This window comes from Pseudalkalibacillus hwajinpoensis (assembly GCF_015234585.1).
Classification (GTDB): Bacteria; Bacillota; Bacilli; order Bacillales; family Guptibacillaceae; genus Guptibacillus; species Guptibacillus hwajinpoensis_B.
This window is the reverse complement of sequence record NZ_JADFCM010000003.1, coordinates 39547-55498: the sequence shown is the minus strand read 5'-3', so window position 1 is coordinate 55498 and position 15952 is coordinate 39547. Positions and strand designations below refer to the sequence as shown.

14 protein-coding genes, 2 rRNA genes and 2 riboswitches are annotated in these 15952 nt (G+C 41.5%); of the genes, 3 read left to right on the top strand and 13 right to left on the bottom strand.

The window, feature by feature from the left end:
- The 7 genes from IQ283_RS09595 to IQ283_RS09560 form a co-directional block, all read right to left on the bottom strand.
- Positions 1 to 805 (bottom strand): 23S ribosomal RNA (locus IQ283_RS09595); the annotation flags it as partial.
- A gap of 234 nt (positions 806 to 1039) precedes the next feature.
- Positions 1040 to 2591, bottom strand: a 16S ribosomal RNA gene (locus IQ283_RS09585).
- Between the two features lie 316 nt (positions 2592 to 2907).
- Entirely contained in the window at positions 2908 to 4227 is a 1320-nt protein-coding gene (locus IQ283_RS09580; protein ID WP_242057314.1) for a TrkH family potassium uptake protein, read from the bottom strand.
- Positions 4228 to 4514: 287 nt separating this feature from the next.
- Positions 4515 to 4841 (bottom strand): CHY zinc finger protein, encoded by a 327-nt coding sequence (locus IQ283_RS09575; RefSeq protein WP_194219968.1) that lies wholly within the window; start codon positions 4839 to 4841, stop codon positions 4515 to 4517.
- Positions 4842 to 4915: 74 nt separating this feature from the next.
- Positions 4916 to 5221, bottom strand: a complete 306-nt coding sequence (locus tag IQ283_RS09570; RefSeq protein ID WP_194219967.1) for a hypothetical protein — start codon at positions 5219 to 5221, stop codon at positions 4916 to 4918.
- Positions 5222 to 5495: 274 nt separating this feature from the next.
- Positions 5496 to 5999, bottom strand: a complete 504-nt coding sequence (locus IQ283_RS09565; RefSeq protein ID WP_194219966.1) for a DoxX family protein — start codon at positions 5997 to 5999, stop codon at positions 5496 to 5498.
- Positions 6000 to 6160: 161 nt separating this feature from the next.
- Positions 6161 to 7333 (bottom strand): MFS transporter, encoded by a 1173-nt coding sequence (locus tag IQ283_RS09560; RefSeq protein WP_194219965.1) that lies wholly within the window; start codon positions 7331 to 7333, stop codon positions 6161 to 6163.
- A gap of 261 nt (positions 7334 to 7594) precedes the next feature.
- On the opposite strand from IQ283_RS09560, the gene IQ283_RS09555 reads away from it, so the two are divergent.
- On the top strand, positions 7595 to 8668 hold the full coding sequence (locus IQ283_RS09555) for an ATP-binding protein (RefSeq protein ID WP_194219964.1): 1074 nt from the start codon (positions 7595 to 7597) through the stop codon (positions 8666 to 8668).
- An 8-nt stretch (positions 8669 to 8676) separates the two neighbouring features.
- On the opposite strand, the gene IQ283_RS09550 is transcribed toward IQ283_RS09555, so the two are convergent.
- A complete protein-coding gene (locus tag IQ283_RS09550; RefSeq protein ID WP_194219963.1) occupies positions 8677 to 9558 on the bottom strand; it encodes an alpha/beta fold hydrolase in 882 nt (293 codons plus the stop codon).
- A 111-nt stretch (positions 9559 to 9669) separates the two neighbouring features.
- On the opposite strand from IQ283_RS09550, the gene IQ283_RS09545 reads away from it, so the two are divergent.
- Positions 9670 to 10188, top strand: a complete 519-nt coding sequence (locus tag IQ283_RS09545; protein WP_194219962.1) for a GNAT family N-acetyltransferase — start codon at positions 9670 to 9672, stop codon at positions 10186 to 10188.
- A gap of 53 nt (positions 10189 to 10241) precedes the next feature.
- On the opposite strand, the gene IQ283_RS09540 is transcribed toward IQ283_RS09545, so the two are convergent.
- The 5 genes from IQ283_RS09540 to IQ283_RS09520 form a co-directional block, all read right to left on the bottom strand.
- Entirely contained in the window at positions 10242 to 10775 is a 534-nt protein-coding gene (locus tag IQ283_RS09540) for an acireductone dioxygenase (protein WP_194219961.1), read from the bottom strand.
- 51 nt (positions 10776 to 10826) lie between these two features.
- Positions 10827 to 11450: a methylthioribulose 1-phosphate dehydratase gene (locus tag IQ283_RS09535; RefSeq protein WP_194219960.1), complete on the bottom strand. Its 624-nt coding sequence runs from the start codon at positions 11448 to 11450 to the stop codon at positions 10827 to 10829.
- Positions 11413 to 12111 carry a 2-hydroxy-3-keto-5-methylthiopentenyl-1-phosphate phosphatase gene (locus IQ283_RS09530; RefSeq protein WP_194219959.1) on the bottom strand — a complete coding sequence of 233 codons (699 nt, stop codon included), beginning with the start codon at positions 12109 to 12111 and terminating at the stop codon, positions 11413 to 11415. Before IQ283_RS09530 ends, IQ283_RS09535 begins: the two co-directional genes overlap by 38 nt.
- On the bottom strand, positions 12108 to 13307 hold the full coding sequence (locus tag IQ283_RS09525) for a 2,3-diketo-5-methylthiopentyl-1-phosphate enolase (protein WP_194219958.1): 1200 nt from the start codon (positions 13305 to 13307) through the stop codon (positions 12108 to 12110). The genes IQ283_RS09530 and IQ283_RS09525 overlap by 4 nt, the downstream gene beginning before the upstream one ends.
- 94 nt (positions 13308 to 13401) lie before the next feature.
- Positions 13402 to 13511, bottom strand: a riboswitch (SAM riboswitch).
- An 83-nt stretch (positions 13512 to 13594) separates the two neighbouring features.
- Positions 13595 to 14767: a pyridoxal phosphate-dependent aminotransferase gene (locus IQ283_RS09520; RefSeq protein ID WP_194219957.1), complete on the bottom strand. Its 1173-nt coding sequence runs from the start codon at positions 14765 to 14767 to the stop codon at positions 13595 to 13597.
- 108 nt (positions 14768 to 14875) lie between these two features.
- Between IQ283_RS09520 and IQ283_RS09515 the strand changes: the two genes are divergently transcribed.
- Positions 14876 to 15658: a carbon-nitrogen family hydrolase gene (locus tag IQ283_RS09515; protein WP_194219956.1), complete on the top strand. Its 783-nt coding sequence runs from the start codon at positions 14876 to 14878 to the stop codon at positions 15656 to 15658.
- An 86-nt stretch (positions 15659 to 15744) separates the two neighbouring features.
- Positions 15745 to 15881: riboswitch (SAM riboswitch) on the top strand.
- Positions 15882 to 15952 lie beyond the last annotated feature (71 nt).

Below are 15952 nucleotides of genomic sequence, written 5' to 3'. Positions count from 1 at the left end.
CTCATCCCGCATTTTCAACATGCGTGGGTTCGGGCCTCCATTCAGTGTTACTGAACTTCACCTGGACATGGGTAGATCACCTGGTTTCGGGTCTACGACCACGTACTATTTCGCCCTATTCAGACTCGCTTTCGCTGCGGCTCCGCCTTCTCAGCTTAACCTTGCACGGGATCGTAACTCGCCGGTTCATTCTACAAAAGGCACGCTGTCACCCATTAACGGGCTCCAACTAGTTGTAGGCACACGGTTTCAGGTTCTTTTTCACTCCCCTTCCGGGGTGCTTTTCACCTTTCCCTCACGGTACTGGTTCACTATCGGTCACTAGAGAGTATTTAGCCTTGGGAGATGGTCCTCCCGGATTCCGACGGGGTTTCACGTGTCCCGCCGTACTCAGGATCCGTCTCGGAGGGCATCGGATTTTGACTACAGGATTGTTACCTTCTCTGATGGACCTTTCCAGGTCGCTTCGTCTATCCGTGCCTTTGTAACTCCAAAGAGACGTCCTACAACCCCAGAGGGCAAGCCCTCTGGTTTGGGCTGATTCCGTTTCGCTCGCCGCTACTCAGGAAATCGCGTTTGCTTTCTCTTCCTCCGGGTAATGAGATGTTTCAGTTCCCCGGGTCTGCCTTCCATTCCCTATGTATTCAGAAATGGATACCATCCTATTAAAGATGGTGGGTTCCCCCATTCGGAAATCTCCGGATCAAAGCGTACTTACAGCTCCCCGAAGCATATCGGTGTTCGTCCCGTCCTTCTTAGGCTTCTAGTGCCAAGGCATCCACCGTGCGCCCTTAGTAGCTTAACCTTCGATTTGTGTGGCGTAAGCCATCACGCATCAGTTATTACTAAGTTATTGCATAAAAATAATTATTGGATGTCGTTGTTTGTGCTATCTAGTTTTCAAGGAACAAGGCTACTACTTGAATCCGCCTAAGCTTCATCACTTCACCTGGTTTGAAAGAATAAATCATTCTTTCAAAACTAAACGAAACGCTCATGTAAGGTTGGTAACGTAAGTTACCTTCGTAATTCTCCATAGAAAGGAGGTGATCCAGCCGCACCTTCCGATACGGCTACCTTGTTACGACTTCACCCCAATCATTTGTCCCACCTTCGGCGGCTGGCTCCATAAAGGTTACCCCACCGACTTCGGGTGTTACAAACTCTCGTGGTGTGACGGGCGGTGTGTACAAGGCCCGGGAACGTATTCACCGCGGCATGCTGATCCGCGATTACTAGCAATTCCGGCTTCATGCAGGCGAGTTGCAGCCTGCAATCCGAACTGAGAACGGCTTTATGGGATTCGCTTCACCTCGCGGTGTTGCTGCCCTTTGTACCGTCCATTGTAGCACGTGTGTAGCCCAGGTCATAAGGGGCATGATGATTTGACGTCATCCCCACCTTCCTCCGGTTTGTCACCGGCAGTCACCTTAGAGTGCCCAACTAAATGCTGGCAACTAAGATCAAGGGTTGCGCTCGTTGCGGGACTTAACCCAACATCTCACGACACGAGCTGACGACAACCATGCACCACCTGTCACTCTGTCCCCCGAAGGGGAACGTCCTGTCTCCAGGATTGTCAGAGGATGTCAAGACCTGGTAAGGTTCTTCGCGTTGCTTCGAATTAAACCACATGCTCCACTGCTTGTGCGGGCCCCCGTCAATTCCTTTGAGTTTCAACCTTGCGGTCGTACTCCCCAGGCGGAGTGCTTAATGTGTTAACTTCAGCACTGAGGGTGGAACCCCCCAACACCTAGCACTCATCGTTTACGGCGTGGACTACCAGGGTATCTAATCCTGTTTGCTCCCCACGCTTTCGCGCCTCAGCGTCAGTTACAGACCAGAGAGCCGCCTTCGCCACTGGTGTTCCTCCACATATCTACGCATTTCACCGCTACACGTGGAATTCCACTCTCCTCTTCTGCACTCAAGTCCTCCAGTTTCCAATGACCCTCCACGGTTGAGCCGTGGGCTTTCACATCAGACTTAAAAGACCGCCTGCGCGCGCTTTACGCCCAATAATTCCGGACAACGCTTGCCACCTACGTATTACCGCGGCTGCTGGCACGTAGTTAGCCGTGGCTTTCTGGTTAGGTACCGTCAAGGTACCACCCTATTCGAACGGTACTTGTTCTTCCCTAACAACAGAGCTTTACGACCCGAAGGCCTTCGTCACTCACGCGGCGTTGCTCCGTCAGACTTTCGTCCATTGCGGAAGATTCCCTACTGCTGCCTCCCGTAGGAGTCTGGGCCGTGTCTCAGTCCCAGTGTGGCCGATCACCCTCTCAGGTCGGCTACGCATCGTCGCCTTGGTAAGCCATTACCTTACCAACTAGCTAATGCGCCGCGGGCCCATCCTGCAGCGTTAGCTCGAAAGCCAACTTTCAACATTGCACCATGCGGTGCGATGTATTACCCGGTATTAGCTCCGGTTTCCCGGAGTTATCCCAGTCTGCAGGGCAGGTTGCCCACGTGTTACTCACCCGTCCGCCGCTAAGATCAGGGAGCAAGCTCCCATCTCTTCGCTCGACTTGCATGTATTAGGCACGCCGCCAGCGTTCGTCCTGAGCCAGGATCAAACTCTCCGATAGAAAGCTTAATCTAGCTTTAAAACAATGTTTTGTTTCCGTAGAAACAACTACTTACATGGCGTTTCGTTCAGTTTTCAAAGATCGATTTAATTCTATTAATCTCGGTGTTGTTCTCCCGAGTGACAACTTCTATCTTACCAGTAACATTCATATAAGTCAATGTCTTTTTTTAAACATTTTTGTATGTGATTTGTATGTAAGATGTTGTTTGTTTTTCGAAGTGACAAGAAACATCTTACCATGTGATAACAATGGCGTCAACCATTTATGGGAATTAATTTTCATCCCCCTTCCTCATCGATGGAAGGGGGCAGTTTTATCCTGTAAGTACTTCTTCTTCAGGGTATCTTATTTTAGAAGTCTTCTTAGAAGCAAAGATGAAGGCAAGCGTCAGGGGACCAAGTTTACCAACCATCATGATTACAATAATTGTTACTTTTCCTATTCCATCTAGGCTGCCTGTTAATCCCATGGAAAGTCCTACTGTTCCAAATGCGGATACAACTTCAAATAAATTAACTAAAAAAGGAGATTCCTGCGTTAGTTCAAGAATAAAAACTCCGAGTATAACAACCCCTGTTGAAATCACAGTTATTGCAAGAGCTTTAATAATGATAGAGAAAGCGAGCGTTTTATGAAAAATGGTTACTTCGTTTTTACCTTTTAAAAAGGTATTAACTGAAAGGAGCATAGCGATGAAGGTAGTAAGCTTAATTCCACCTCCAGTAGAAGCACTTCCAGCCCCTATGAACATAAGACATATAATAAAGAAGAGAGAAGCTTCTTCCATACTACCGATATCTACCGTATTAAAACCTGCTGTTCGAGGAGTTACAGCCTGAAATAATGCAGCCCATCCTTTTCCTGGCCCATTTAGTTGCCCAATTGTAGAAGTGTTATTCCACTCGAGCGTGATAATTACGATAAAAGCAAGTGCATTTATGATGATACTCCCGATTACCATCAACTTCGTATGAAGGGTCCATTCACGAAAATGTTTCTTATTCTTCAGATCGATTAAAACCGTGAAGCCAATTCCACCTAAGATAAACAAGAGAGTAATAACAATATTGATAACGGGATCTCCAACATATGAAGAAAGACTGTCTGACCAAATCGAGAAGCCAGCATTATTATAAGCTGAAATAGAGTGGAAAATTGCGGCGTAAATTCCGCTTCCTACTCCGTATTCAGGTATCCACCTCGCCGAAAGAATAATGGCTCCTATCATTTCTATTATGATCGAAAATAAAAGTAGACTTCGAACGAGCTTAACAATGCCTCCCATTCCTTTTTGATTTAATGCCTGAGTAATTAAGAGTCTTTGAGAAACCCCTATTTTTTTCCCTATTAATAGAAAGATCACAACTGCAAATGACATAATGCCAAGCCCGCCAATTTGAATGAGTAACATGATAACAAGCTGACCAAAAATAGTAAACACACTACCCGTATCCACTACTACTAGACCAGTTACAGTGATAGCAGATATAGCCGTAAACCAGGCATCTAGCCAGCTAACTGAAGTAGTGGTTGCCTGTGGTAGCTTTAGAAGAAACGTTCCGATCGTACTAACAAATAGAAATAGAAGCAACAAAGCTCTAGGCGGATGCAGTAAAACCTTTTTGTATTTCAAGATATACCCCTCTTTCTTCTTTAGGAACAGCAACGCAAACCCCTTGAAATATACTTTCCACATCAAAAGCGTTAAAACGATTCATTTATATAGAAGTAAACAAAAAGAAAAAACACAGGACATCTGTGTTTGACACGAAGATATAGCTCATTAAAATTCTTTTTTTACCACAGCCTGATGTTATTCTTAATCCCTATGCTATCGACACAATAAAGGATTTCTCAATATGATTGAAATAATAATACATCCAGACTACCCACAAGTAAAGAAAATCATTTAGCGTCGATCTACTCAAAGTAAAGATGTTGGTGAAGCTTACATCCATCATTAAAGAGAGACTGGCAGTATGGACAAATTGAGTTTGAAGAAATGTACTCTTGTATCGTTAGTTCTGACTTGCAATTCCCACAATGTACAGCTTTTTCATCAAATTCGTGTTTGGGCCACTTTATAACAGCATGATCCGTTGTTTCTTCATGACAATAGATACATGGATAATATGTACCACAACATTTGAATTTAATCGCAATAATGTCCCGTTTACTATAGTAATGTTGGCATCTAGTTTCATCATCTACAACTTTACCTTTTATAACAATCTCTTCAGATCCCATTTTATATCCCTCTCTAATTCCATCTTTCTATTACGTATCATTCTATCATTATCTTCCATTGTCTAGAAAAATGATTAATTAACTGATAGATCATTTTTAATCACATGGTCGGTCATGCAAATTTTGCAAAAAGAAAAACCTTTTTTGTCTCTGACATTCGCAGTCATTTGTATAAGTTCATCAAGATTACTTGAACAAATCTTTTCAACTTTCGTTCGCACACCCGCGTCTTTTTGTCGCCATAACGTTCGACATGTGGCGATATGAATTTTATTATAATCAGGATCGCTCCCTTTAAAATGATTAAATACATATCCTTCTGGATTAGCACGATACCAGTTTAAATAACGTTCTTCATTTTCTTTGAAAATACCGATCATAGTCTAGCCTCCCACTTATTTATCACTAGACCATTTTCGTCGTTACACTCGCTCCCCCTCTTTACAATTTATTACAGATGTCAGTCTTTTTTTAACTAAATGTAATTTATTTTCCGAAGAAGGCTTTTTACTAATCGGGTAACAAATAAAGATCGTAATATTCGACATACAAAGAGTGAGATGAATATCAATTTTTCATCTAACCTTCTTATAATAGTTTGATTCGTACTTATAGAAATTTAAAAGGCTCCGCTCTTATGCGGAACCTTTCGCTTTAGTGATGGAAAATGGGCTTACTCTGGTGTGTTTTAATATTCTTCTTTAAATAAGGAACAACCCAACGGTCAAACCCGATTTTAGCTGCATTGTAACCAGCAATGAGTAATAACATTCCAAGAATGACCATCATTGGATTTGTACTTGTTGTGCCACTAAACAGGAAGGCAAAATTCATGATCACTCCCATAAGAGCGGCAAGTGTTGTAAATGTTCCAAGTAGTAATCCTAGGCCAACAAAGAATTCGCCCCAAGGAATTAAAACATTAAAGAAATCGACATTTGGAATTGCTGTCACTTCTAAGAATGTAGCCCACCACCCTTGAACTGCAGGATGCTCACCACTAGCGTTGGCTACCGCCCCCTGTAAGAAGCCATTTGCATCAAAACCATTAGTGATTTTTGTCCAACCAGATGTCACCCATTGATAACCAAGATATATTCGAATAAAAAAGAGTATACCAGCAGCTGCTTTATTTTCTCTTAGAAAATGAACAAACATCTCTCTCACTCCCCACTATTTATTCTTAACACACCTTTATTGTAAGGGAGCTTCTAAAAACATTATGTGAATTACATCACTATTAATCTAACTGTTTTATATAGTTACGATTCGGGTATGAAATAACTGGATAATTCAAATAGGCCAGAATCTCTTCTGTCCTATGCATAACTTTCGTCTCTTTTTGATTTTCTCTTATCGACTGCACGATAGAAAAGTAATGCAAGACAGCCAATTAAGGTCACGTACCCCATCACACTGTACAAAGTAGCTCCAGAAGTTTCTTCAAAAATCATTCCTCCAAGCAATGAACCTAGTATGCCAGACAAACCAAAAAACACAGAAATAAATAATAAATGACCTGTCGCCTGTAAATGCTCTGGAACTAATTTGGTCACGTATTGAAAGGCCGCAACGTAAAATACACCAAACGTCACGCCGTGGAAAACTTGAAGAAGTATCGCTGCTTGAGGTCCTCCAACGTAAGCTAATCCTAACCATCTGACAGCGTAGATCAAACCTGCTATTAAGATAAAGACCACTTCATTAAAACGCCTAAACCAGAGATGACTTGTCGCAAATATTAGAGCTTCACTAGCAACTGCAACGAACCAGGCTAGTCCTATTTGAGATTCATTTCCACCAAGATCCGTGATATAAATCCCTATGAAACTGTCATTTGCTCGATGCGGAATGGTTAAAAACATGATTGTAATCAAAAAGAGTAGGAATCGAGGATTCTTTCCAATCCGTATGGCATCCCATACAGTCACAGGTTTATTATGTGTTTTGACATCTGATACTCTCATAGCTGTAAAAAAAGCAAGCAAAATCATGAGCATAAAAGGAACCAAAATAAAAGCTATACCAAAAAAAGCAAAAAACTGACCAACTACTAAAGTTGAAACTGCAAAACCAATTGAGCCCCAGGTTCGAATACTTCCAAAGTTTCTATTCACGCTAGCTGCTGTTTTAACAGCCAGACTATCACCAAGAGCCCCTGTTGGGGACATAAAAACATAGAACGCCGCAGCGGAGATGAGAATAAACACATAGTTATGGTTCGTTAGAAGAAAAATGCTAATGATGGCAACGCCAACTAACGTTACGAGTAGAACCTTTTTAATTGTTCCAAATTTATCGCTTATGTAACCCCAAAACGGTTGGGCCAATATGGCTGCAAGGGGTCCGATCGCTAGGATAGAGCCAATTTTACTCTCTGACATACCACTTTGTTGAAAATATACTGGCATATAGCTAATGATGATTGTATTTGCTCCATGAAAAAAGAACAAGAACAGACTAAGGAAAAAGACAGAGTCTCTTTTGGTCATCTTTTAAGCCGTCCTCCCTTGCTAAATGTAATGCGCTCAAAATACTTCTTCTAACTCTATAGTAAGTACAATTGAATTGCAATGCGCTTTCATTGGAATTGGTTCCATTATTATTACTGTTTTTTCTACCATATCAACCACTTCGTCCGCCAAAAAATTCCAAACTATTACGAATATCGATCATAATTTGAAGGGGATACGCATATCTTGTAGAAATATCCAATTAGTGCTACGTTAAAATGCTGATTATGGGGGATTTCTATGAAAAATGGAAGCGAGCTACAAGATGCGAATTTAGATATTATTTTTCACCATATTTCAGATCTTATTTTCCAAATTCGTGTGATCGATGTTCACCATTATGAAATCGAAGCTGTAAATGAAGCTTATCTAGCAAGTTATGAGACTTCCAAAGAAGCCATATCTGGGCGGAGAATCGAAGACTTTCTAGGGGTTGACCAAGGAATACAAGCGATTAGAAGATTCCAAGAAGCCATTATTCGTAAGAAAACCATTCAATTTGAAGAAGGTTATTCTTTCCCGAAACAGGGCTACAAGCTATTTGATATTACACTAGTGCCACTTGTAGAAGAGGGAAATGTTTCGAGGATCATTGGAATTGCGAAAGATATTACCGAGAAAAGAATGAATGAAGAGCACCTTGCTCAATCCGAAAAGCTATCGATTGTTGGACAACTTGCAGCCGGGATCGCACACGAGCTTCGAAACCCGCTCACTTCTTTAAAGGGTTTCTTAAAATTAATACAGTTCAAAAACACTGATCAAGACATTGATCGCTATGCCCAGGTCATGGATTCAGAATTTCATCGGATCGAACAGATCATCGACGAATTTCTAATTCTTGCAAAACCAACAAAAATAAATTTTAACTATAATCGAATTGATCTCATATTAGATGAAGTCATTGAATTACTAAATGGCCAGGCTAATATGAAAGCGATCATTCTAACAAAAGAGTACCATTCTTCTCTCCCAGAGATTTATTGTGAAAGTAATCAATTAAAACAAGTTTTTATTAATTTGATAAAAAATGCGATGGACGCTATCGGTGAAGAGGGAGAAATTACGATCTCAGCCCGAGAATGTAACGATAAATTACAAATTAGAATCATTGATAACGGTAGCGGTATCACAGATGAAGAGCTTGAGAAACTCGGCTCTCCTTTTTTCACTACCAAAAAGAACGGGACAGGACTTGGGCTTACGATATGCAAACGTATAGTAAAAAAACATAAAGGGAACTTAACTATCGAAAGTAATAAGGGGAAGGGCACGATCATTACGCTCACTTTTCCAAAGGGGGTTGGCAATTAACCCCCCTGTTATTCAGGGCCTTGCGTATGGCCCTTTTGCTTTGTCTGCTCCTTTAACCATCTCTCTACCATATATAAAGCTTCTTTAGGTTTTTGCCAATGTAGAACATGACCTGTCTGTGGAATAGCGTCAATTCTACATTCACCTTTCACTTCATTCCGCATCACGTTTGCTGCATGCTTTCTATTAGTTTCATCTGCTACAGGAAGTGTTGCCCTTAGGAGATAGATAGGAACATTTACCATATGAAAAATTTCTTTGCATGGTTCTTGATAGAGGGACTCCATAATCGCTCTTACTGTACTATCACTAGCCCTTAAGGCTACGCCATTTTTTCTTTCCTCCATATCCCTATGTACCATTTGCTCTAAATCCTTGCTCCACCTTCCGATTTCCCTTTTCTTCTTTTGTTCATATTCTTCCAATTTTCTGTAATGATTTTCTACCACCCATTGAGACATTTGTTCTAGAAGTTCTTCAAGCGTTAGTGACGGATCATCAGAAGAATGAAGATAACCGCCATCAATCATCACGATACCTTTTACCATTTTAGAGAATTGACTACTATATTGAAGTGCCAGAGCTGCTCCCCACGAATGCCCAATGAGCCAGACTGGTACGTCACTTAATGATGTACAAACCTTATGAAGCCACTCTGTTAGAAATTCAAAAGAATAACTTTTATCTTCATTAAATGGAGGCGTCTCACCATGGCCTGGTAGATCAATCGAGATTAGATGAAAGGAATCCTTAAGACCTTCTGCCATCTCACTAAAACCAAGTGCATTGTTCGTTAAACCGTGAAGAAGAATGACAGTTGGCTGACTCCTATCTCCCCATTCAAACCCATGAACATAACTGCCATCTATTTCTATTATGATTTTTTTCATTTCACTTTTCCTTTAAACTATGACTTACTTCATATATTCGACTAGCAGGATTCATTCCCTCTCTCTCGAAATGAGTCTGATAGGAAAACCAAATTGACCTGGAGGTAATCAATGGAAATCAGAAAAGCGGTCGTAGATGATGCTTTAGCGATAGCAAATGTTCATGTAAGCAGCTGGAGAACGACTTACCGTACGCTTATCTCAGAAGACTATTTGAATTCATTAGACGTTCAAATACGGGAGGCTCGTTGGCGGAAAGGAATTGAAGATGGAAGTATTATCTTTGTAGCAGTCGAAGAAGGGGAAATAATAGGATTTGCGAATGGCGGAAAAAATAGATCGTCTGCTTACAAATTCGATGGAGAGCTTTATGCAATATACCTTCTTGAAGAAGCACAGGGAAAGGGAGTTGGCAAACAACTCCTGTGCTCGGTAGCTAAACATCTTAGAAGCGAATCTTATCAGTCTATGCTTGTTTGGGTACTGAACGGAAACCCTGCTTCTCAATTCTACGAAAGCTTTCATCCACTTCAAATTGCCGTGGAAGAAACAGAAATTGCAGGTAAAACATTTAAAGAAACCGGCTTTGGTTGGAAAGACCTGAATGAATTAATTGGATTTTGTAGCTAAAGGGATTGAAGCAAAATCAAAAATGATGGCCGTGACTGCTCACGGCCCTTTTTTCACTTCACACTTTCTTTTTCTTCATATGGATGGGCTACCCATCCTGATGGATCGATGAAAAGGCGTACGGCTACAACCTGCCGATCATCCATTAATGTAAAGAAGTGTGGTGTATCAACCGGTACAGAAATCACGTCACCCGGATCGAGCTCAACATCAAAATACCCCACGCTACCTTTAATGATAAAAATCCCATGTCCCGCCGTTATCGCTCTTACTTCGTCTTCAGTATGCACATGAACCTGTTCAAACTTTTTCAGAATCTTATCAAGATCAGGCGTTTGTTCAGAAAGTGCCACCACATCCCAGTTTCCATATCCATTTCGCTGAGCTAGAGAACGAATGTCATCATCAAATACACTCAGAATTTCATTTTTCTGTTCCTCTGTAACATGACAATTCCCCTTAAGAGACGTCGGTAGCTTCTCAACATCCCAGTGTTCATATAACACTCCTTCATTCTGAAGAAATGCCCCTACTCGATCTTGACCTTCAATAACTTCATTTGTATTTCGTATTTTAATTACTGCCATTAATGCTTCCTCCTCTTTTTGTTAAGCTAATAAAACTTTGTTGATTACTGATTAACTTACAATTGCTTGAAAGCTTCGTAACTTAAGATGATATTCAAAAAGGAATTCAAATGCTTCCAGATATTTTTTTGCTTCAAAACCATTACGTCCCCATACCGTAATCCCATGGTTTCGCATCAAAATGGCTTTCGTGTCATTCTTAAGCACGTGCACCACATCATGAGCTAGTAGAGAAAGATCAGCTGAATTCTCGATAATCGGTACTGTCACTTTGTCATTCTGTCCCCATAAACCAAAAGCTTTAACTAACTCAAGTCCTTGAAACGTAACTTCTCCTTCTCCGGCAAAAAGTTCAGATACAACATTATTTTCAACTGTATGCACGTGCAAGCAACAGCCTGCATCTGTCTTGGAATAGATCGCCTGATGAATAATGGTCTCTGCTGATGGTTTCAATAGAGTCTCTTCAATTGGCTGCCCTTGTCTATCCACTAGAATGAAATCTTCTTTTGTTCGTTTTCTTTTATCCTTTCCACTAGCCGTTACTAAAAATTGAAGCGGCGAATCACTTACCTTAATTGAAAGATTTCCACTTGTTCCACGGAACCAATCTCTTGCTGCTAATTCATCTTTAATATCAGCAAGTTCGTTCCATCGATTCTCCACTTGGCACATGATTCTCCTCCCTTTCTTCAGTTAACTTTTCGACGATATCATCAAACGTTTCAAATAAAACGGCTGGAATGCCAAGTTCTTGACACTTCTCCGCTAAATAGTCTCTAGCAAACACAAAATCTGCTTCCTTTGAAGCTTCTAAATCGGTAATAGAATCTCCAATCACAATTTTTCGGTTAGCCTTTTTATCAAAACGATTTAATATACCTGGCTTGCAACAACCGCAATCTTTCGTACAATCATCTCCACAGGCATACGGCCAAGTTATTGAGATGGTATCAGTAGTAAAATCACTACCATTACAGAAGATGTTTTCTTCTGGAATACCAAATGGCTTAAGAAGGGGGTAAACAAAGAAATCGATCCCTCCGCTGACGATATAAAGCTCGATCCCTTCATGCCTCGTATAGTCTACGAATTCGCTAAAACCCTGTCTGATTTCAGTTGTAGCTACTAAATAATCGAGTAATTCCTGTTTCAAATTGGAAGGGATTAAGTGAAACATCCTTCCGACTCCTTCACGAATGGAAAGGTTTTGGGCGAGAACATCATCTTTTATTTGCTCCCACTCTTTCGGAGCAAATCGTTTCATCAAAGAAACGATATTATCACTTTTCGTAATGGTGCCATCAAAATCGCAAAAAATAATCGGCTGCTTCATCGCACTACCTCCCCGCTCCCCCACTTATTAAGAGCCTGATGAAGTTCCTCACTATTTTGAGAGGCCTGTTCAAGAGGTTGCTCTGTTAAAACAGCTTGAATGGCGTCTCGGAAAGCTTTTCCGCCTGCAGCTGCTCCACCGGGATGCCCGTGCACGCCACCTCCCGCATTAATCACACTGTCTATACCGAAATCTTTTATAAGAAGCGGTACTAGTCCAGGATGAATGCCCGCTGAAGGAACAGGGAATGTTCTTTTCAGCTTATTATTTCTCGTTAAGGCTTCTGCTGTTGCGAGCGCCTCTCTTCGATCAAGCGCTACACTCCCATAAGGCGAAGGGAAAAGGGAAAAGTCTGCCCCAACAGTTCGAAGCAACTTTCCAAGTAATAGGGAGTAACTTACCCCATGTGTGCTTGAGGCAGCCATTGCACCAGCGAAAGCAGGGTGTGCCATGATTGGAACTGGAATTTCCGGGTCCTCTGCAAGTGATTGCAATGCATCTAGTCCATATGTAAAAACATTAAACAAAAGCGCATCTGCTCCTAATTCCACAGCAAGCTTTGCTCGATCACTGAGGTTTGACGTTCTTCCTGTTAAATTCACTGCGTAACGCGTTCTCTTTCCTGTCAATTCAGCCGTTTCATCCAGCACTTTTCGTAAGGCGGGTACTCGCTTTTCCAGAGGGGTTAACTCATTTTCAAAAAGGATTTCATCGTCCTTCACAAAGTCGACTCGACCAAGCGACTGCTGTTTCATTTGTTCCTGCAATTCGCCTAACGGTTTTCCAATAACTCCTTTGAAAATACTCATAACAAGCGGTCGATCGTATACTTCTGTAAGATTTCGAATACCTTCTATTCCAAATGCTGGACCTGGGAACTGATTTAGTAACCCTTCAGAGAACTCTAAATCAATCAGCTTAATTTCACCATCAAGTGAAAGCTTACCGATGACTGTTGTTAAAATTGCAGGTAGATCCGCACTGAAATTGATGGTCGGGTAAGCAATCGCGATGATGCCCTTTTCCCCTTTTTCCTCTACGTGAACGACTTCACCCTTATGCTTCTTTAACTGCTCTTTTTCTAATAACGGTAGATTGGTCCAAGTCCCAATCGTTAATCCAAGGGCGATCGCTTCAGCGCGCTTAGATAATTGTTGGTCATTCTTAACAAGGTAAGTTGCCACAAGACGACTCATCATGCTCATTCCTTTCCATCGCGCTAGTTCTCAATCTTTGATCATACAAAAAAGACCCCTTCACGAGGAAGAGGTCTTTATCACCATGCTCTTCCTCTTATCTTCCAGCTTTTGCTGCGAGAATTAGCACCGTGTCTTCAAGTAACCTTGAAAATCGGTTGCCGGGCTTCAAAGGGCTCGTCCCTCCACCTCTCTGGATAAGAGTATGCAACTATTCGTTTAAGTAATTGATTCGAATTATGCCAGACGTAGGAAATCCTGTCAATCTATTTTTTTACTTTTCTGAATCAAAAGAGATGAAGGGATTTAATCCGTTCAACTGCCTCCCTGAGTTTTTCTTCGGAAGTTAATAAGCCTACTCTCACATAGCCTTCCCCATACTCTCCAAAGCCGTTCCCAGGCGCAACAACAATTTGAACATTTTCAAGCAAATAGTCCGCAAATCCCTCTGAAGTAAATGATTCAGGTACTTTTAACCAGGCAAAAAATGATCCCGCAGGAGAGGTTACATCCCAGCCAATATCATGAAGTCCCTGTATCAAAACATTCCGTCTAGATTCATACGTTTGGCGAAGATCCTCAACACATTTCTGTGAACCTAGTAAAGCTTCTGCAGCTGCTTCTTGCACTGCACTAAACAAACTAACGTAGAAATGATCCTGAAGCAGGTTGATGCTTTCCACTACAGATGGGTTTCCGACAGCGAACCCAACACGCCACCCTGCCATATTATACGTTTTGGAAAGAGTATAAATCTCAATCCCCACATCTTTAGCACCTTCTGTTTCTAAAAAGCTTTGAGGACGCTCTCCATCGAATCCGATTGCTCCATAAGCAAAATCATGAACGACACAGATGTCATTGACATCCGCAAACCTAACCGTTTCATCAAAAAAACTTTTCGTTGCTACAGCAGCGGTAGGATTGTTTGGATAATTTAAGAACATGAGCTTTGCTTTTGCGAGAGCACTCTCAGGGATCGCGCTATAATCTGGCAGAAAATCATTTTCTTCAAGTAACGGCATCATTTGCATATCCGCTTCAGCCATCGCAACTCCAGACCAATAATCAGGGTATCCAGGATCCGGAACGAGCGCCACATCACTTTTATTTAACAAACATTGACTGACTTCTACAAGGCCCGCTTTCCCACCAAAGAGGACGGCTACCTCTTTCTCTGGATCAAGCTCCACACCAAACTCTCGCTTATAGAAATCAGCCGCGGCTTGTTTCAGAAAGGGCTGTCCCCTAAATGGCGGATACTTGTGGTATGTAGGATTTTCAGCAGCCTGCTGCAAAGACTCGATAATATGCGCAGGCGTCGGCTGGTCAGGATTTCCTTGGCCAAGGTTAATAATGTCATATCCCGCCTCTACATAACGGTTCACTTTTCCAGCAAGCTTCGCAAAAAATTGTTCTGGTAAACGTTTAAGTGCATCTGAAGTTTGAAATTGTTTCAAATGGAATCACATCCTGTTAAAATTTTCGAGAAATTCTAATAAGTTATGTTATCTTGGATACACAACCATGTAAAGGTCAATTTTTAAACATGTAAGGAGGACAACTCAATGAAAAACCTTGCCCTGTTGCAATTTGATATTGCTTTTGGCAATCCAGAAAAGAATTTCTCTAAAGTTGAAGAGCTTGTTTCTAAGGCGGTGAGTGACAAACCGGATATCATCGTTTTACCAGAATTGTGGTCCACAGGTTATGATTTATCTCGCCTTGATGAAATTGGAGATACTGATGCAGAAAAGTCGATTGCTTTTCTATCTCGCCTCGCCAAAAAGAACGACGTAAATATCGTCGGGGGCTCCATCGCTAAGCATCATAACAGCGAAGTAACGAACACCATGCTTGTGTTCAATCGAGATGGGCAGCTAGTTCATGAGTATAGCAAAGCGCACCTGTTTCGTTTGATGAATGAAGAGAAATTCCTCGTTTCTGGAAATGAAAAAAGTCATTTTACACTTGAAGAACTCCCATGTGCCGGGTTCATTTGTTATGATATTCGCTTTCCTGAGTGGCTTCGCCTTCATGCAGTTGAAGGTGCCCAAGTATTATTTGTACCAGCAGAATGGCCAAAGCAACGCACCGATCATTGGCGAGCATTACTTATCAGTCGCGCGATTGAAAATCAGTGCTATGTGATTGCTTGTAATCGTGTCGGGGCAGATCCTGAAAATGCGTTTGGAGGACACTCTTTGATCATTGATCCGTGGGGAACAATTATCGCAGAAGCAGGAGAAGAAGAAGTTATTCTAACAGGTTCTATTGACGAAGAGGAAATGTCATCAATCCGGAGTCGCATTCCTATCTTTGAAGATCGACGTCCAGATATTTATAAATAATATTCAAAATATTATTGACAAACATGTTCCTTTCTCTGTAACATACATTTCAAGCGAAAAAATTGTAAAATAATTTCATAAACTTTCTCTTATCAAGAGCAGGCTGAGGGATTTGGCCCTATGACGCCCAGCAACCGACCTATTTTTAAGTTCAGATGAATCGATGACTTAAATGGCACGGTGCTACTTCCAACAGGATGATATTCATTCTGGAAGATAAGAGGTGTGAAGTATCTCTATCTTCAAGCCTCTTTCTTCGGAAAGAGGCTTTTTTTATGCCGAAATTCCAATGTT